This is a genomic window from Streptomyces sp. NPDC051218 (assembly GCF_044455475.1).
In the GTDB taxonomy this organism is placed as follows: Bacteria; Actinomycetota; Actinomycetes; order Streptomycetales; family Streptomycetaceae; genus Streptomyces.
Window position 1 is genome coordinate 42,509 of the sequence record NZ_JBITEU010000018.1, and the last position, 19,937, is coordinate 62,445.

Annotated in this window: 5 protein-coding genes; all 5 read left to right on the forward strand. The window is 70.0% G+C overall.

Annotated features, from left to right (window positions below; all coding sequences use genetic code 11):
* The first annotated feature begins 9 nt into the window (after positions 1-9).
* The 5 genes from ACIBCK_RS37945 to ddaH all read left to right on the forward strand — a co-directional run bounded on the left by ACIBCK_RS37945 (position 10) and on the right by ddaH (position 19,809).
* Positions 10-16,356: an amino acid adenylation domain-containing protein gene (locus ACIBCK_RS37945; RefSeq protein ID WP_399397793.1), complete on the forward strand. Its 16,347-nt coding sequence runs from the start codon at positions 10-12 to the stop codon at positions 16,354-16,356.
* A 47-nt stretch (positions 16,357-16,403) separates the two neighbouring features.
* Entirely contained in the window at positions 16,404-17,081 is a 678-nt protein-coding gene (locus ACIBCK_RS37950) for an FMN-binding negative transcriptional regulator (RefSeq protein WP_399397794.1), read from the forward strand.
* Positions 17,082-17,251: 170 nt separating this feature from the next.
* Entirely contained in the window at positions 17,252-18,562 is a 1,311-nt protein-coding gene (locus ACIBCK_RS37955) for a lysine N(6)-hydroxylase/L-ornithine N(5)-oxygenase family protein (protein ID WP_399397795.1), read from the forward strand.
* Positions 18,563-18,601: 39 nt separating this feature from the next.
* On the forward strand, positions 18,602-18,829 hold the full coding sequence (locus ACIBCK_RS37960) for an MbtH family protein (protein WP_399397796.1): 228 nt from the start codon (positions 18,602-18,604) through the stop codon (positions 18,827-18,829).
* A gap of 152 nt (positions 18,830-18,981) precedes the next feature.
* Positions 18,982-19,809 carry a dimethylargininase gene (gene ddaH, locus ACIBCK_RS37965; protein WP_399397797.1) on the forward strand — a complete coding sequence of 276 codons (828 nt, stop codon included), beginning with the start codon at positions 18,982-18,984 and terminating at the stop codon, positions 19,807-19,809.
* Positions 19,810-19,937 lie beyond the last annotated feature (128 nt).

Sequence of the window (19,937 nt, forward strand, 5' to 3'; positions counted from 1 at the left end):
GTGATCCCCTTGTCCTACGCTCAGCGCCGTCTGTGGTTCCTCGACCGCTTCGAGGGGGCCTCGGCGACCTACAACGTCCCGCTGGCCCTGCACCTGACGGGCGACCTGGACACCGACGCGCTCACGACGGCGGTCCGCGACGTGGTCGCCAGGCACGAGGTCCTGCGCACCGTCCTCTTCGAGGAGGCGGGCGTCCCCTACCAGCGGATCCTGTCCGTCGAGGAAGCAGTACTCGATGTGCCGGTCGTGCCGGTGTCACCGGACGAGGTGGACCACACCATCAGGGAGACGATCTCCTACGCGTTCGACCTGTACGCGGAGATCCCGGTCAGGGCGTGCGTCCTGCGGCACGCCCCCGACGCCCATGTACTGGTCCTGCTGTTCCACCACATCGCGGCGGACGGCGAGTCGGCGGTGCCGCTGCTGCGGGACCTGTCCGCCGCCTACACCGCCCGCCGCTCGGGCCACGCGCCCGGCTGGGACGAGCTGGAGGTCCAGTACTCCGACTACACGCTCTGGCAGCGCGAAATGCTCGGGGACGAGAAGGACCCCGAGTCCGTGCTGTACGGACAGCTCGCCTACTGGAGCGAGCAGTTGGCCGGCATGGACCAGCCGCTGAACCTGCCGCTCGACCGCCCCCGCCCGTCGGTGGCCTCGCACGACGGCGGCCACGTGGAGTTCCACATCGACCCCGAGCTGCGGGACGCCGTGGAGAAGCTGGCCCAGGAGCGCGGGCTGAGCGTCTCCATGGTCCTGCAGTCGGTGCTCGCCGTACTGCTGCACCACCTGGGCGGCGGCGACGACATACCCATCGGATCCCCGATCGCCGGCCGGGTGGACGAGGACCTCGCCGACCTGATCGGCTTCTTCGTCAACACCTGGGTGCTGCGCGTCGAACTGCCGGGCAACCCGAGCTTCGACGACGTCCTGGACCAGGTGAAGGACAAGGCCCTGGGCGCCTACGACAACCAGGACGCCCCCTTCGAGATGCTGGTCGACCAGATCAGCCCGGAGCGGTCCACCGCCTACAACCCGCTCTTCCAGGTCTTCTTCGCCTGGCAGAACATCACCCGGGCCGAGGTCGACCTGCCGGGTCTGGAGACCAGGCTCGACTTCGAGCAGCTCGGCACCCAGACCGCCAAGTTCGACCTCGAGTTCAACGTCGCCCCCGCCGAGAACGGCGGGGCGCGCGGCACCATCGAGTACGCCACCGACCTCTTCGACCGCGCCACGGCCGACTCCATCGGCTCCCGCTTCGTGCGGGTCCTGCGGGCGCTGATGACCGACCCCTCGGCGCCGGTGCGGCGCGTCGACGCCCTGGAGCCGGCCGAGCGCCGGCACCTGGACGCGGTCAACGCCACCGACACCCCCGTCCCCGAGACCACCCTTCCGGTGCTGTTCGAGCGTTGGGCGGCGCAGAGTCCGGATGCGGTGGCGGTGGTCTGTGACGGTGCGGAGCTGAGTTACGGGGCGTTGAACGCGCGGGCGAACCGGCTGGCGCGTGAGCTGGCCGGGCGGGGTGTGGGTGCGGGGTCGGTGGTGGCGTTGTCGCTGCCGCGGACTGCGGATCTGGTCGTCGGCATGCTGGGTGTTCTGAAGTCGGGTGCGGCGTATCTGCCGATCGACCCCAAGTACCCGAGCCACCGGCTGGCCCACATCCTGACCGAGGCGGCACCCGAGCTGGTGCTGACCGACACCGGCACGGAGTCCGTGCTCCCGGACACCGACACGCCCCGGCTGCACCTGGGCGACGTCGACCTTCAGAGCGGTACGGACACCGACCTCAGCGGCGACGGCGCACCGCGGCCGGAGGACCTGGCGTACGTCATGTACACCTCGGGTTCGAGCGGCACCCCCAAGGGTGTCGCCGTCACCCACCGCAACGTCGTCAACGGCATCACGCACCTGGCCGAGCGGATCGACGCCGGACCGGGGCGCACGGCCCTCGCGGGCACGTCGGTCAACTTCGACGTCTCCGTCTTCGAGATCTTCACCAACCTCTGCCACGGCGGCACGATCGAGATCGTCCGCGACGTCCTCGTCCTCGGCGAACGCGACAACTGGCAGGGCCACATCGTCTCCACGGTCCCCTCCGCCTTCGCCGAGCTCCTGGACCAGATCGCCGGACGCACCACGCTCGACACCCTCGTCTTCGCGGGCGAGGCCCTGCCCGCCGCCCTGGTCACCCGGGTCCGCGAGGCCTTCCCCGGCGTCCGTGTCGTCAACGCCTACGGCCAGACCGAGTCCTTCTACGCCACCACCTTCACCATCGCCGCCGACGACACCTGGGACGGTTCCGGCAACGTCCCCATCGGCCGGCCGCTCGGCAACATGCGTGCCTACGTCCTCGGCCCCGGCCTGCGGCCCGTCGTCCCCGGCGTCACGGGAGAGCTCTACATCGCGGGGAACGTGGCCCGCGGTTACCGAGGTCGCCCCGACCTGACCATCGAACGCTTCCTGGCCGACTTCTTCGGGCCGCCCGGATCGCGGATGTACCGCACGGGTGACCTGGCCCGCTGGAACAGCGAGGGCGAGCTGGAGTACGTCGGCCGCGCCGACTCCCAGGTCAAGGTCCGCGGCTTCCGCATCGAACCCGGCGAGGTCGAGGCGGCCCTGGTGGCCCACCCCGCCGTCGCCCAGGCCGCGGTCATCGCCCGCGAGGGCGCGGGCACCGGGACCAAGCAGCTCGTCGGCTACGTCGTCCCTGCGTTCACCAGCGACAAGGACAGCCACGACTTCCGCTCAGGCATCGAGGCGACCGAGCTGCGCGCCCACGCCTCGCAGCACCTGCCCGACTTCATGGTTCCTTCGGCGTTCGTGATCCTGGACCGGCTGCCGTTGATGCCCAACGGCAAGCTGGACCACAAGGCTCTGCCGGAGCCGGAGTTCACCGGCGGCGCCTACCGGGCGCCGGTCACCGAGCAGGAGAAGGTCCTGGCGGCTGTCTACGCCGAGGTCCTGGGGCTCGACCGGGTGGGTGTGGACGATGACTTCTTCGCCGTCGGCGGCGACTCCATCCGCTCCATCCAGGTCGTCTCCCGCGCCCGCACCCAGGGCCTGGAGGTGACCCCCCGGCAGATCTTCGAGTGCCGGACCGTCGCCGCACTGGCCGAGGTCGCCGTGAGCGACGACGGGACGGGTCCGACCCTTCAGGAGTTCGAGGGCGGCGGCATCGGCACCTTCCCGCTGATGCCCATCGCCCGGTACATGGCGGAGCTGGGGGGCGGTTACGACCGCTTCTCCATGTCCCTCGCCCTGGAACTGCCCACGGCGATCGACGCGGACGGTCTGGCCGCCACCATCAACGCGGTCCTGGACCGGCACGACATCCTGCGCTCCCGCCTGGTCATGGACGGCGAGGGCGTCATCGAGATCGGCCCCAAGGGCTCCGTCGACGCCGCCGCCCTCATCCACCGGGTGGAGTGGGACGGCGCCTTCGACGAGGCCTGGGAGCAGCGGGCCGCCGACGAACTGGACGCGGCGACGGGCCGCCTGGACACCGCGGCCGGCGTGATGGCGCAGTTCGTGTGGTTCGCCCCGGGCGACGCCTCGGTCGCGGGCCGGCTGCTGGTCGCGCTGCACCACGTGGTGGTGGACGGCGTGTCCTGGCGCATCCTGCTGCCCGACCTCGCCGAGGCCTGGCGACAGGTCAGCGCGGGCAAGACGCCCGAACTCCCGGCCGTCGGCACCTCCGTACGGCGCTGGACGCACGCGCTCATCGAGGAGGCCAACAGCCCCGGGCGCGTCGCCGAGATGGACGTATGGCGCCGCGTCCTCGACGGGCCCGACCCGCAGCTGGGCTCCCGCCCGCTCGACCCGGCCACCGACACCCGCACCGCACTTGACTTCGTGGAGCTGCAACTGCCCGCGGACGTCACCGAAGCGCTCCTGACGAAGGTCCCGGCCGCCTTCCACGGCGGAGTCAACGACGGCCTCCTCGCGGCCCTCGCCCTCGCGGTCGCCAAGTGGCGGCGTGCCCGGGGGATCGACGAGCCCTCGACGCTGATCAAGCTGGAGGGTCATGGCCGTGAGCAGGAGGTCGTGCCCGGAGCGGATCTGTCAAGCACGGTGGGCTGGTTCACCAGCATGTTCCCGGTGCGTCTGGACACCGCGGGCTTCGACATCGACGAGGCCTTCGCCGGGGGCGCGGCCGCCGGTGGTGTGGTCAAGGCGGTCAAGGAGCAGCTCCTGGCCATCCCCGACAAGGGCCTCGGCTTCGGACTCCTGCGCTACCTCAACGACGAGACCGCCGCGGAACTGGCGGGGCACTCCGCGGGGCAGATCGGCTTCAACTACCTGGGCCGCTTCTCCTCCGCCGACATGCCCGAAGACCTCCGCGGCCTCGGTTTCACCCAGCTCTGCGAGATGTCCGCGCCCCTGGACGCCGACATGCCCGCCATGTCCGCGCTGGAACTCAACTCCATGGTCATCGACACCGAGCAGGGCGCCCGGCTGGACGTCTCGGCCGGCTTCCCCGCCGGGCTGTTCGCCTCCGAGGACGTCCGGGAACTCATCGACCTCTGGTTCGCCGCCCTGACGGCACTGGCCCGGCACACCGCCGACCCGGCCGCCGGCGGGCTCACCCCCTCCGACCTGCCCCTGGTCAAGGTCACCCAGCAGGACATCGAGACCTGGGAGAGCCACTACCCGGGCCTGGCCGACGTCTGGCCCATGACGCCGCTGCAGGCCGGGCTCCTCTTCCACACCATGCTCAACGACGACTCCTGGGACGCCTACCAGATGCAGATGGCGTTCCACATCGAGGGCGAGGTCGACGCCACCCGCATGCGGGCCGCGGGCCAGGCCCTCCTGGACCGGCACGCCAACCTGCGCACCGCCTTCGTCCACGACGCCGAGGGCAACCAGGTCCAGATCGTCGTCGACGGCATCGAAGTGCCCTGGCAGGAGATCGACCTCAGCCACCTCGACGAGCTGGCCCGCGCCGACGCCTTCGACCGGTTCCTCGCCGAGGACCACGGCCGAAGCTTCGACCCGGCCGTCCCGCCCATGCTGCGGCTGACCCTGGTCAAGACCGAACAGGCCGCATCCGAGCTGGTCCTGACCGCCAGCCACGTCCTGTTCGACGGCTGGTCCCTGCCCGTCCTGATGCAGGACATCCTGCGCCTCTACGGATCGGCCGGAGACGCCTCCGTACTGCCCAGGGTCCGCGGCTTCAAGGACTTCCTGGTCCACCTCTCGCGGCAGGACGAGGAGGAGACGGCCCGCGCCTGGGCCGAGGACCTCGCCGGCGTGGACGAGCCGACCCTGCTGGTCCCCGACGGCGCCTCCCACGAGGGCAGTTCCGGGATCGGCCACGTCGAGCTCCCCCTGCCGCTGGAGGAGATCCGCGACCTGAACCGGCGCGCCTCCGAGCTCGGCATCACCGTCAACACCCTGGTCCAGGGCGCCTGGGCGGTGCTGCTCGGCCAGCTCACCGGACGCCAGGACGTCGTGTTCGGAGCCACCGTCTCCGGACGCCCGCCACAGGTCACCGGCGTCGACTCGATGGTCGGCATGTTCATCAACACCCTCCCCGTCCGTGTCGAGTACAGCCCGGCCGACTCGCTCGCCGACGTACTGCGCAACCTGCAGAAGCGGCAGGCGGCCCTCCTCGACCACCACCACCACGGCCTGACCGAGATCCACCGCTCCACCGGACTCACGACCCTGTTCGACACCCTCGTCGTCTTCGAGTCCTACCCGGTCGACCGGGACGGCCTCAGCGACGCCAACTCCGCGGCCGGTATCGCCTTCACCGGCATCCGCCCCTCCACCGGCACCCACTACCCGCTGACGGTCATGGCGGACGCCGACCCGCACCTGCGGCTCACCCTCCAGTACCAGAGCCACGTCCTGGACCGCGAGACCGTCGACGTCATCGCCGCACGCCTCGTGCGGGTCCTGCGCCAGCTGATCACCGACCCCTCCCTGCCGGTCGGCCGCGTCGACATCCTGGACCCGGCCGAGCGCGTCCGCCTCCTGGAGCGCTCCAACGACACCGACGCGCCGGCGCCCGCGCTCACATTGCCCGCCCTCTTCGAGACGCAGGCAGCCAAGAGCCCGGACGCACTCGCGGTGCTCTGCGAGGGCCAGGAACTGACGTACGCGGAGGTCAACGCGCGGGCGAACCGTCTCGCGCGGGAGCTGACCGGCCGAGGTGTGGGGCCCGAGGACGTCGTGGCCCTGTCCCTGCCCCGCTCGGCGGAGCTGGTCGTCGCACTCCTCGCGGTCCTGAAGTCGGGCGCGGCGTATCTGCCGATCGACCCCAAGTACCCCAGCCACCGGCTCGCGTACATCCTCACCGAGGCGGCCCCGCGGCTGATCCTCACCGACCACGACACCGCCGACGTGCTGCCCGACGGCGACACCCCGGTGCTCCACCTCGACGACGTCGACTTCGCGGACGTCCTGGCGGACGCGGCCGCCGGCGTCGGCGACCTCCGCGACGCCGACCGGCGGGCCCGGCTGCTGCCCCAGCACCTGGCGTACGTCATGTACACCTCGGGCTCCACCGGCACGCCCAAGGGCGTCGCCATCACCCACCACAACGTCGTCAACGGCGTCACCCAGCTCGCCGGACACATCGACGCGGGCCCCGGCCGCAGGGCATTGGCCGGCACCTCCATCAACTTCGACGTGTCCGCCTTCGAGATCTTCACCACCCTGTGCACCGGCGGCAGCGTCGAAGTGGTCCGCGACGTCCTGGTCCTCGGCGAGCGCGCGGGCTGGCAGGGCAACGTCATCTCCACCGTTCCCTCCGCGTTCGCCGAACTCCTCGACCAGATCGCCGACCACACACAGGTGGACGTCCTGGTCTTCGCCGGCGAGGCGCTCCCCGCCGACCTGGTCAACCGGGCCCGCGCGGCGTTCCCCGGCGTGCGGATCATCAACGCCTACGGGCAGACCGAGTCGTTCTACGCCACCACCTTCACCGCCTCAGGCACCCCCCGGTCCCTGGGCGCCGTGCCGATCGGCGCACCGCTCGGCAACATGCGCGCCTACGTCCTGAACTCCGGCCTCCAGCCGGTCCCCGCGGGCGTCACAGGAGAGCTCTACATCGGCGGCAACGTCGGCCGCGGCTACCGCGGCCGCCCCGGCCTGACCGCCGAACGTTTCATCGCCGACCCCTACGGCGAGCCCGGATCGCGGATGTACCGCACCGGTGACCTGGCCCGCTGGAACGACAGCGGCGAACTCGAGTACGTCGGCCGCGGCGACACCCAGGTCAAGGTCCGTGGCTTCCGCGTGGAGCCCGGCGAGGTCGAGGCCGTCCTGGTGGCCCACCCCGGCGTCGCCCAGGCAGTGGTCGTCGCCCGTGCCGCGGCGGCCACCGGTGCGGGCCGGCGGCTCGTCGGCTACGTCGTGCCCACCGAGGCCGGCGGCGTCACCGCCGAAGAGCTGCGCGAGACCGCGGCAGCGGGCCTGCCGGACTTCATGGTCCCCGCCGCGTTCATGGTCCTCGACCGGCTGCCGCTGATGCCCAACGGCAAGCTCGACCGGGCCGCGCTGCCCGAGCCGGAGTTCACCGCGGGCGCCTACCGGGCGCCGCGCAACGCCGCCGAGCAGACCCTCGCCGAGCTCTTCGCCGAGGTCCTGGGCGTCGACCAGGTCGGCATCGACGACAGCTTCTTCACCCTCGGCGGCCACTCACTGCTCGCGACCCGCCTGATCAGCCGGGTCCGTACCGTCCTCGGCGCGGAACTCCCGATCAAGACGGTCTTCGCCGCGCCGAGCGTCGCCGAACTCGCCACCCACCTCTCCGCGGGCGTCGAGGTCCGCCCGCCGCTCAAGAAGCTGGCCTCCCGGCCCGAGCGGCTCCCGCTGTCGTTCGCCCAGCGCCGCCTGTGGTTCATCGACAAGTTCGAGGGCCCATCGGCGACGTACAACATCCCGCTCAACCTGAAGCTCACCGGCGACCTGGACACCGAAGCCCTCGCGGCCGCCCTCGGCGACGTCGTGGCCCGGCACGAGAGCCTGCGCACCGTCTTCGCCGAGGACGCCGACGGCATCCCCTTCCAGCGGATCGTGCCGGTCGCCGAAGCCCAGCTCGACGTGCCGGTCATCGAGGTCACGGCCGACGGCCTCGACGCGGCGATCGCCGAGACCGCCGAGTACACCTTCGCCCTCGACCGCGAGATCCCGGTGCGGGCCCGCATCCTGGCGACCGGCGCCAAGGAGCACATCTTCTCGCTGGTCATCCACCACATCGCCGGTGACGGCGAGTCGATGGCGCCCCTGATCCGCGAGGTGTCCGCCGCCTACGGCGCCCGCCGCGATGGCCGCACACCGCACTTCGCCGAACTGCCCGTCCAGTACACCGACTACGCCATCTGGCAGCGCGAACTCCTCGGCGAGAACTCCGACGCGGACAGTGTCCTCGGGCAACAGTGCGCCTACTGGCGTACGGAACTGGCCGGCATCCCCGAGCCGCTCCAGCTCCCCGCCGACCGGCCGCGCCCGCCCAAGGCCAGCCACCGCGGCGACATGACCGAGTTCACCGTGGAGCCCGAGCTGTTCGCCGCGGTGGAGGAGCTGGCCCGAGAGCGTGACGTGACCGTCTCGATGGTCATGCAGTCGGTGCTCGCCGTGCTGCTGCACCAGGTCGGCGCCGGGGACGACATCCCGATCGGCTCCCCGATCGCCGGCCGTACCGACGACGCCCTGGACGACCTGATCGGCTTCTTCGTCAACACCTGGGTGCTGCGGGCCGAGCTCGCCGGCAACCCGACGTTCGACGAGCTGGTCGCCCAGGTGAAGGAGAAGGCCCTGGGCGCCTACGGCAACCAGGACGCCCCCTTCGAGCGCCTCGTGGAGATCCTCAACCCCGACCGCTCCACCGCCTACCACCCCCTGTTCCAGGTGATGTTCGCCTGGCAGAACTTCGCCCAGGCCGACTTCGACCTGCCGGGCCTGCGCGTGGACTTCGTGCCCATCGTCACCGGCACCGCCAAGTTCGACCTGTTCTTCAACCTCACCGAGGTCACCACGCCCGCAGGACGCGAGGCGCAGGGCCTCATCGAGTACGCGACCGACCTCTTCGACCGTTCGAGCGCCGAGGCCCTCGCGACCCGCTTCCTGCGGGTGCTGCGCGGCCTCGTCGCGAACCCCGGGGCCCCGGTGGGCCTGGTCGACGCCCTCGACCCCGCCGAGCGCGAACTGGTCGTACGCGGCCACAACAAGACCTTCGTGCCGGTACCGGCGCACACCCTTCCGGTGCTGTTCGAGCGTCGTGCGGCGCAGAGTCCGGATGCGGTGGCGGTGGTCTGTGACGGTGCGGAGCTGAGTTACGGGGCGTTGAACGCGCGGGCGAACCGGCTGGCGCGTGAGCTGGCCGGGCGGGGTGTGGGTGCGGGGTCGGTGGTGGCGTTGTCGCTGCCGCGGACGGCGGATCTGGTCGTCGGCATGCTGGGTGTTCTGAAGTCGGGTGCGGCGTATCTGCCGATCGACCCCAAGTACCCGAGCCACCGGCTGGCCCACATCCTGACCGAGGCGGCACCCGTGCTGGTGCTGACCGACACCGAGACCCTCTCGGTCCTCCCCGAGACCGACATCCCCGCCCTCTTCACCGACACCCTCGACCTGGACTCCGTCACCGGCCAGGACGGCGCGGACCTGACCAACCGCGACCGCACCGCGGCGCTGCGGCCGGAGGACCTGGCGTACGTCATGTACACCTCGGGTTCGAGCGGCACCCCCAAGGGGGTCGCCGTCACCCACCGCAACGTCGTCAACGGCATCACGCACCTGGCCGCGCTCATCGAGGCCGGCCCGGGACGTACGGCCCTCGCGGGCACGTCGGTCAACTTCGACGTCTCCGTCTTCGAGATCCTGACCAACCTCTGCCACGGCGGCACGATCGAGATCGTCCGCGACGTCCTCGTCCTCGGCGAACGCGACAACTGGCAGGGCCACATCGTCTCCACCGTGCCCTCCGCCTTCGCCGAACTCTGGGACCAGATCTCCGCGGGCGGCGCCCTGGACACGGTCGTCTTCGCCGGTGAGGCCCTGCCGGCCGCGCTCGTCGCCCGCGTCCAGGAAGTCCGCCCGGACATCCGGATCATCAACGCCTACGGCCAGACCGAGTCCTTCTACGCCACCTCCTTCGCGGTCCACGGCGACGAGGCCTGGGAAGGCAGCGGCAGCGCGCCGATCGGCCGGCCGCTGGGCAACATGCGCACCTACGTCCTCGGCCCGGCCCTTCAGCCGGCCCCCGTCGGCGTGGTGGGCGAGCTGTACGTGGGCGGCAACGTCGGCCGCGGCTATCTCGGCCGCCCCGGCCTGACCGCCGAGCGCTTCGTCGCCGACCCCTACGGCGAGCCCGGATCGCGGATGTACCGCACCGGTGACCTGGCCCGCTGGAACAGCGAGGGCGAGCTGGAGTACGTCGGCCGCGCCGACTCCCAGGTCAAGGTCCGCGGTTTCCGCATCGAGCCCGGCGAGGTCGAGTCCGCGATGGTGGCGCACGCCGGCGTCGCCCAGGCCGCGGTCGTCGTCAGGGAAGCAGCCGGCGCCAAGGGCGCCAAGCAGCTCGTCGGCTACGTCGTACCGGCCGGCGCCGACCGGCACGAGAGCGCCGAGAGCGTCGGCGAGACGGACTACGACCTGACCGCCGGAGTCTCCTCCCGCGACCTGCGGGCCTTCCTCGGCCAGCGGCTCCCGGAGTTCATGGTTCCTTCGGCGTTCGTGATCCTGGACCGGCTGCCGTTGATGCCCAACGGCAAGCTGGACCACAAGGCTCTGCCGGAGCCGGAGTTCACCGGCGGCGCCTATCGGGCGCCGGTCACCGAGCAGGAGAAGGTCCTGGCGGCTGTCTACGCCGAGGTTCTCGGGCTCGACCGGGTGGGTGTGGACGATGACTTCTTCGCCGTCGGCGGCGACTCCATCCGCTCCATCCAGGTCGTCACCCGGGCCCGCGCCCAGGGCCTGGAGGTGACCCCCCGGCAGATCTTCGAGCAGCGCACGGTCGCCGAGCTGGCCCTCGTGGCCCTCGACACCGGCACCGCGATCGTCCTCGAGGAGTTCGAGGGCGGCGGGGTCGGCTCCTTCCCGCTGCTGCCGATCGTCCACTACATGGCGGAGTTGGGGGGCGGCTATGACCGCTTCTCGATGTCGCTGGCTCTGGAACTGCCTTCGGGGATCGGCGCCGATGGTTTGGCGGCGACGTTGAACGCGGTGTTGGACCGGCACGACATTCTGCGCTCGCGCCTGGTCATGGGCGAGGGCGATGGCGTCATCGAGATCGGCCCGAAGGGCTGCGTGGATGCCGCCGCGCTGGTTCACCGGGTGGAGTGGGACGGTGCCTGGGACGAGGCGTGGCAGGAGCGGGCCGCTCTCGAACTGGATGTGGCGACGGGCCGGCTGGACACCGCTGGCGGTGTGATGGCGCAGTTCGTGTGGTTCGCGCCGAGTGACGCCTCGGTCGCGGGCCGGCTGCTGATTGCTCTGCATCACCTGGTGGTGGACGGGGTGTCCTGGCGGATCCTGCTGCCCGACCTCGCCGAGGCCTGGCGGCAGCTCAGCGAGGGCAAGACCCCGGAGCTGGCGGCCGTGGGCACGTCGGTGCGGCGCTGGACGCACGCGCTCATCGAAGAGGCCAAGAGCCCCGAGCGCGTCGCCGAGATGGAACTGTGGCGTTCGGTCCTCGAAGGGCCCGACCCCCAGCTCGGCTCCCGCCCCCTCGACCCGGCCGTCGACCTGCTCTCCACCCAGGAGCAGTTCACCGTACGGCTCCCCGTCGCCGTCACCGAAGCGCTCCTGACGAAGGTCCCGGCGGCTTTCCACGGTGGTGTGAACGACGGTCTGCTGGCGGCGCTGGCTCTGGCGGTCGCCAAGTGGCGGCGAGGCCGGGGGATTGTGGAGCCCTCGACGCTGATCAAGCTGGAAGGTCACGGCCGTGAGCAGGAGGTCGTGCCCGGAGCGGATCTGTCAAGCACCGTGGGCTGGTTCACCAGCATGTTCCCGGTACGCCTGGACACCGCGGGCTTCGACATCGACGAGGCCTTCGCCGGGGGCGCTGCCGCCGGTGGTGTGGTCAAGGCGGTCAAGGAGCAGCTCCTGGCCATCCCCGACAAGGGACTTGGCTTCGGCTTGCTGCGCTACCTCAACCCGGAGACGGCAGCCGAACTCGCCGGGCACTCCACGGGGCAGATCGGCTTCAACTACCTCGGCCGCTTCTCCTCCGCCGACATGCCCGAAGACCTCCGCGGCCTCGGCTTCACCCAGATATCCGACCTGGACCTGGCCGCCGACCTGGACGCGGACATGCCCGCCATGTCGACGGTCGAGATCAACTCCGCGGTCATCGACACCGAACTGGGCGCCCAGCTCGACGCCGTGGTCGGCTTCCCCAGCGGCCTGTTCACCCGCGCCGAGGTGCAGGAACTGGCCGACCTGTGGTTCGCCGCCCTGGAGGCGGTGGCCCGGCACGCAGCCGACCCGGCCGCAGGCGGGCTCACCCCCTCCGACCTGCCGCTGGTCAAGGTCGCCCAGCACGAGATCGAGACCTGGGAGAGCCACTACCCGGGCCTGGCCGACGTCTGGCCGCTGACCGCGCTGCAGTCCGGACTGCTCTTCCAGTCGATGCTCAACGACGACGACGCCATCGACGCCTACCAGATGCAGATCGCCTTCCACATCGGCGGCACGGTCGACGCCGCCCGCATGCGGGCCGCGGGCCAGGCCCTCCTGGACCGCTACGCCAACCTGCGCACCGCCTTCGTCCACGACGAGGACGGCAACCAGGTCCAGATCGTCGTCGACGGCATCGAAGTGCCCTGGCAGGAGATCGACCTCAGCCACCTGCCCGAGGACGAGCGCGACGCCGCGTTCGAGCGGTTCCTCGCCGAGGACCACCACCGGCACTTCGACCCGGTCCAGCCACCCCTGCTCCGCTTCGCCCTGCTCACCATGGGCCCGGACAAGGCCGAACTGGTCCTGACCGCACACCACGTGCTGTTCGACGGCTGGTCCTTCCCGATCATCATGACCGACCTGCTGCGCCTCTACGGATCGAGCGGCGACGGCACCGTCCTGCCCCGGACCCGCGGCTACCGCGACTTCGTCCTGTGGCTCTCCCAGCAGGACCAGGACGCCACAGCACGTGCCTGGGCCCGCGAACTCGAAGGCGTCGAGGAGCCCACCCTGGTCGCCCCCGTCACCGCCCGCCCGGGCGACGACGTGGACGACTCTGCGGCCGGCCAGGTCGACGTGGTGCTGCCCATGGACGAGGCCCGCCTCCTGAACCGGCGCGCCTCCGAGCTCGGCATCACCGTCAACACCCTGCTGCAAGGGGCCTGGGCGGTCCTCATCGGCGAGCTGACCGGACGCCAGGACGTGCTGTTCGGCGCGACCGTCTCCGGACGGCCGCCGACGGTCACCGACGTCGACTCCATGGTCGGACTCTTCATCAACACCCTCCCCGTACGGGCGAGTTACAGCTCCGGGGAAACCCTCGCCGACATGCTGCAGAACCTGCAGAAGCGGCAGGCGGCCCTCCTGGACCACCACCACTACGGTCTTTCGGAGATCCACCGCACCACCGGCCTGAGCACCCTGTTCGACACGCTCGTGGTCTTCGAGTCCTACCCCGTGGACCAGGAAGGCCTCACCGACGCCAACTCGGCGGGCGGCATCTCCTTCACCGGCATCCGCCCCTTCTCCGGCACCCACTACCCGCTGACCCTGATGGCCGACGCCGACCCCTACCTGCGGCTCGCCCTGCAGTACAAGGAGAGCGTCTTCGACCGGGCGACGGTGGAGTCCCTGGCCGGCAGCCTGCAGCGCATCCTGAGCCAGCTCGCGCAGGACCCCGCCCGCCACATCGGGCAGGTGGAGGTGCTGGAGGCCGCCGAACGCGACATGCTCCTCAACCAGTTCAACCACGTCGACACCCCCACCCCGCAGGTGACGATCCCCGAGCTGTTCGCCCAGCAGGTCCAGGCCACCCCGGACGCCGAGGCCGTCCTGTGCGACGGCGTCTCGCTCACCTACCAGGAGCTCGACACCCGCGCGGCGCGCCTCGCCCGCGTGCTCACCGCCCAAGGGGTGGGACCCGAGACGATCGTGGCGGTGGCGCTGCCCCGCTCCACCGACCTCGTGGCCGGCCTGCTCGCCGTCCTCAAGGCAGGCGGTGCCTACCTGCCCATCGACCCCAGGTACCCCAGCCACCGGCTGGCGTACATCCTGGGCGAGGCAGCACCGCAACTGATCCTCACCGACACCGGGACGGTCTCCGTACTGCCGGACACCGACCTTCCGCTGCTGCACCTTGACCAGCTCGACCTGACCGGCAGTCAGACATCGGACGGCGGACGGGCGGTGACGCTCAGGCCGCAGCAGCTGGCCTACGTGATGTACACCTCGGGCTCCACCGGAGCACCCAAGGGCGTCGCCATCACCCACAGCAACGTCGTCAACGGCGTGCTGCGCCTGGCCGCCCGCATCGGAGCGGCACCGGGCCGCAGGATGCTGGCAGGCACCTCGGTGAACTTCGACGTCTCCGCCTTCGAGATCTTCACCACCCTGTGCACCGGCGGCACCGTCGAAGTCGTCCGTGACGTACTCGCCCTGAGCGAGCGCGACAGCTGGGACGGCAACGTGATCAGCACCGTCCCCTCGGTCTTCGCCGAACTCGTCGACCAGCTCGCCGAGCGCACCCACGTCGACACCCTGGTCTTCGCCGGCGAGGCGCTGCCCGCCGGTCTCGTCCAGCAGATCCGCGAGACCTTCCCCGGCGTGAAGATGGTCAACGCCTACGGGCAGAGCGAATCCTTCTACGCCACCACCTTCACCGTCCCCGAAGCGGGCGAGTGGGACGGTTCCGGCAGCGCCCCGATCGGCTCGCCGCTCGGCCACGTCCGCGCCTACGTCCTCGGCCCGGGTCTGGCACCCGTGAAGGTCGGAGTGGTCGGCGAGCTGTACATCGCCGGCGATGTCGGGCGCGGCTACCGCGGCCGGGCCGACCTGACCGCCGAACGGTTCGTCGCGGGCCCCTTCGGACCCGCGGGGGAGCGGATGTACCGCACCGGCGACCTGGCCCGCTGGAACGAGCGGGGGCAGCTGGAGTACGTGGGGCGCGGCGACGCCCAGGTCAAGATCCGCGGGTTCCGCATCGAACCCGGTGAGGTCGAGGCCGCCCTCGTCGCCCACCCCGGCGTCGCCCAGGCCGCCGTCGTCGCACTGGAGGGACGCGGCACCGGCAAGCAACTGGTGGGATACGTCGTGGGCGCCGGGCCCGAGAGCCTCGACGCCGACGCGCTGCGCGAGTTCGCCACGGAGAAGCTGCCGGCCTTCATGGTCCCCGCGGCCTTCATGGTCCTGGACAAGCTGCCGCTGACGCCCAACGGCAAGCTCGACCGGGCCGCGCTGCCCGCACCGGAATTCGCCGGACAGGAGTACCGGGCGCCGCGCACGCCGACCGAGAAGGCACTGGCGGAGTTGTTCGCCGACATCCTGGGCCTTGACCAAGTCGGCATCGACGACGACTTCTTCGCCCTCGGCGGGCACTCGCTCCTGGCCACGCGGCTCAACAACCGCATCCGCACCCAGCTCGACGCGGTCCTGCCCATGCGGGCGGTGTTCCAGTCGCCGACGGTCGCCGAGCTCGCGGCCTGCCTGGAATCGCGGGACGAGGCGTCGGAGAACGCCGACCCCTTCGCCCGGGTGCTCCCGATCAAGACCGGTGGGGACAGGGAACCCCTGTGGTTCATTCACCTGGCCGGCGGCCTCGCCTGGCCGTACCTGAATTTCACGGCCAAGCTGCCCGCCGACCGTCCTTCGTACGGAATTCAAGCGCGCGGACTCGACGGGAAAACACCGCTCCCCGACCGCCTGGAAAGCCTGGTGAACGACTATATCGAGCAGATATTCTCGTATCAGAAGGAAGGCCCCTACCACCTGATCGGCTGGTCCTTCGGCGGTGCAGTCGCCCACGCGATGGCTGCCGAACTGCAAAGGCGTGGCCACGAAGTGGCACTGCTCGGGCTTCTGGATTCCGCTCCCAGCAGTCATTTCTCCGAAAATGCCGACCTCGAAGTCGAGCAGGTGCGCCACCTGCTCAAGGACCACATCGGAGACCTCGCCGACTCGGACGAGGAGCGCCTGCTGGAGATCGCCTCCGCCGTCGTCGTCAACAACGTCGACATGCTCAAGCGGTTCGAGCAGCCCGAATTCGAGGGCGATGCCCTGTTCTTCAACGCCACGCTGAATCCCGAGGCGCCGTACATGGACCAGTGGAAGTCACACATCACCGGCACGCTGCGGGTGCACGACATCCCCGGCACCCACTACGAGATCTGCACCCCGGAACACGCGCCGGCCGTCACCGCGGCCATCGCCGAAGCGCTCGATGCGCTCTGAGGCGCACCCCCACCGACGGACCCCGCATCGAAGGAAGTGCATCTGACATGTTCGTTCCCGCTCCCTACCGCCAGCCGTCCGCCTCCTGGATGGTGGACATCCTGCGCGGCAACCCGTTGGCGCTGATGACCTCCAACGGCCCGGCGGAAGCGGGTCCCTACGCCACGCACCTGCCGGTCATCCAGGACCCGGAGATGACCGAGGAGTGGGCGCCCGACCTCTCCGGCGCCCGCCTCCTCGGCCACATGAACAGGGCCAACCCGCACTGGAAGGCCATGGAGGACGGCACGCCGGTCCTGCTGACCTTCACGGGCCCGCACGCCTACGTCTCGCCGACGGTGTATCAGATCACCCCGGCCGCACCGACCTGGGACTTCACGTCCGTCCATGTGCACGGCCGGCTCCGCAAGATCGAGCACGAGGCGGCGGGCGAGGAGACCCTGGAGGTCGTCAGGGCCACGGTGCGCACCTTCGAGGGCGACTTCGGCAACGCCTGGGACATGTCCGAATCCCAGGACTACTTCCGCAAGATCCTCCCGGCGGTGGGCGGCTTCCGGATCGATGTGTCCGGCGCGGAGGGCATGTTCAAGCTCAGCCAGGAGCAGGACCCGCACATCCGCGAGCGCGTCCGCGAGAACTTCGCGAACAGGGACTCCGACGCGCACCGCTCGGCCGCGCGTCTCATGGACAAGCTGCCGGCGCCCGGCTGCCCCCTCTCGGCCTGACGCTCCGCGCGGAATTCAATGACGCTTTTGATTTCCATCGATGGCTCTTGAATTCCGGCGCGCCGAAAAACGTGACGAAAAGATCGGTCATAATTTCTCGATACAAATTATTGACCGGTCCGCAATTCCTGCAGTAGCTTTCAGAAACCATCACCGGCGGGAGAATTGATATGGGAAGCAAGGATGAAGTCTACGAGGTCGTCGGAATCGGCTTCGGCCCGTCCAACCTCTCACTTGCCGTTGCTCTCGAGGAGCACGAGAGCAACGACGCGGGCCGGCCGATGTCGGCAGCTTTCTTCGAGCGCCAGCCGACCCTCGGATGGCACCGCAACATGCTGCTCCCGTCGGCGCAAATGCAGATCTCCTTCCTGAAGGACCTGGCCACCTTCAGGAACCCGGCCTCGCGCTTCAGCTTCATCTCCTACCTGCACGCGGCGGGCAGGCTGGCCCAGTTCGTCAACAACCAGGTCTTCTTCCCCACCCGCCAGGAATTCCACGACTACCTGGAGTGGGCCGAGTCGAGTTTCGCGGACCGCGTCACCTACAGCTCCGAGGTGCTGTCCGTGAAACTTCCCCGGACCGAGGGCCAGGCCGACCACGTCGAGGTCGAGATGCGGGACACCAATTCCCCCGGCGAGACCCGCGTGGTCAAGGCCCGCAACATCGTCGTATCCACCGGACTCGTCCCCAAAATGCCGTCCGGCGTCGCCAAGGACGAACGAATATGGCACAGCTCGGAATTCCTTGAAAAATTCCGCGGCCTTGACCAGAGCACGGTGAAAAGGGTCGCCGTCGTCGGCGCCGGCCAGAGCGCCGCCGAGATCGTGAGGTTCCTCTACGACAGCCTCCCCGAGGCGACGGTCTCCGCGATCATGCCGTCCTACGGCTACTCCATCGCGGACGACACCCCCTTCGCCAACCGCATCTTCGACGCCGACGCCGTGGACGACTACTACCACGGCAGCCAGCGGTCCAAGGACTCCTTCTGGCGCTACCACCGGAACACCAACTACGGCGTCGTCGACGACGAGGTCATCCGTGACCTGCACCAGCGCCAGTACGACGACGAGGTCCGCGGAACGCCACGGCTGGAGTTCCTCAACCTCTCCCGCGTCGACAGCGTGAAGCAGACCGGCGACGACGTCCGGCTCACCATGCACTCGGTGCGCAACGACGAGACCTACCAGCTCGACGTCGACGTACTGATCTGTGCCACCGGCTACGACTCCATGGAGCCCACCGAGCTCCTGGGCGAGCTGGAGGCCCACTGCCTGCGCGACGAGGAGGGCCGCCTGCGCGTCGAACGCGACTACCGCCTTGCCACCACCGAGGACGTGTCCTGCGGTGTCTACCTCCAGGGCGGCACCGAGCACACCCACGGACTCGCGTCCTCGCTCCTGTCGAACATCGCCATCAGGAGCGGCGAGATCGCCGACTCGATCGCCGAGAGGAGGAGCTCCCGGCAGTTCAACGCGGCATGAACACATGCCGCTGAGTTCTCAGAAGATTTGGAGTTGCCCATGACCACCAACCCGTTCGACGACAACGACGGCCGGTTCTACGTCCTGGTGAACGAGGAGGAGCAGTACTCGCTCTGGCCCACGTTCACCGATGTGCCCGCCGGCTGGCGAGTCGCGTACGGAGAGGAAGGCCGCCAGGAGTGCCTGGGATACATAGACCAGCACTGGACCGACATGCGGCCCAAGAGCCTGCGTGACGCCATGGAACGGGACACCGTTCGCGTCTGACGCAGCGTTGAAGAAGGGAGACGGCGAGCGTGGGCCCGTCCCGGCCGACGACGTCCGTAACGGGCCCGGCTCGACCCTCCCGACCCCGGTGTGTGCCACCGCGCGTGCCGCACCCCTACGCCAGTACTTGATCACCCCACTCCGGAGATGACATGACTTCCGTATCGGTGCAGGACCGCAAGGCCACCCGACGCCACTACCTGATGTGCCGCCCCGACCACTTCGAGGTCAGCTACGCCATCAACCCCTGGATGGACCCCGCCAAGCCCGTCGACAACAGCCTGGCCCTCATGCAGTGGGAGCTCCTGTACGCCCTCTACCGGTCCCTGGGCCACCGCGTGGACCTGGTCAACCCCGAGCCCGGCCTGCCCGACATGGTCTTCTCGGCGAACGGCGCCACCGTCGTGGACGGCAGAGTGCTGGGCGCCAAATTCCTCAACACCGAACGGTCCGCCGAGGCCCCCGCCCACCGGGCGTGGTTCCGCGCCAACGGCTTCACCGACATATACGAACCCGAGTTCGTCAACGAGGGCGAGGGGGACTTCGCCGTCACCGACAGCTGGATCCTGGCCGGACGCGGCTTCCGGTGCACCCCCGAAGGACACCGCGAGGCACAGGAGTTCTTCGGCCGCCCGGTGATCAGCCTCGAACTGGTCGACCCGCGCTTCTACCACCTGGACACCGCGCTGTGCGTCCTGGACGGCGACGAGGTCATGTACTACCCCGAGGCCTTCACGCTCGGCAGCCGCGACGTGCTCGCCCGCCTCTTCCCCGACGCCCTGCTCGTCGGCCAGCAGGACGCGGACGTCCTTGGCCTCAACGCCGTCAGCGACGGCCTAAACGTCATCCTGCCCGAGGCGGCCCAGAACCTCGCCGAGCAGCTGCGGGCCCGCGGCTTCCGCACCCACGCCACCGACCTCTCCGAACTGCTCAAGGGCGGCGGCAGCGTCAAGTGCTGCACCCAGGAACTGCGTTTCTGAACGACGGAACGACAGAAGCGGGCGCGACGCCACCCCTACGCCGCTCCCGCACGTGCGCGCCTACCCCCTCACCCGGGGGCAGGCGCGCACCGGCATGTCCGCACCCCGAAAAAGCCCGCGCCCCGGCG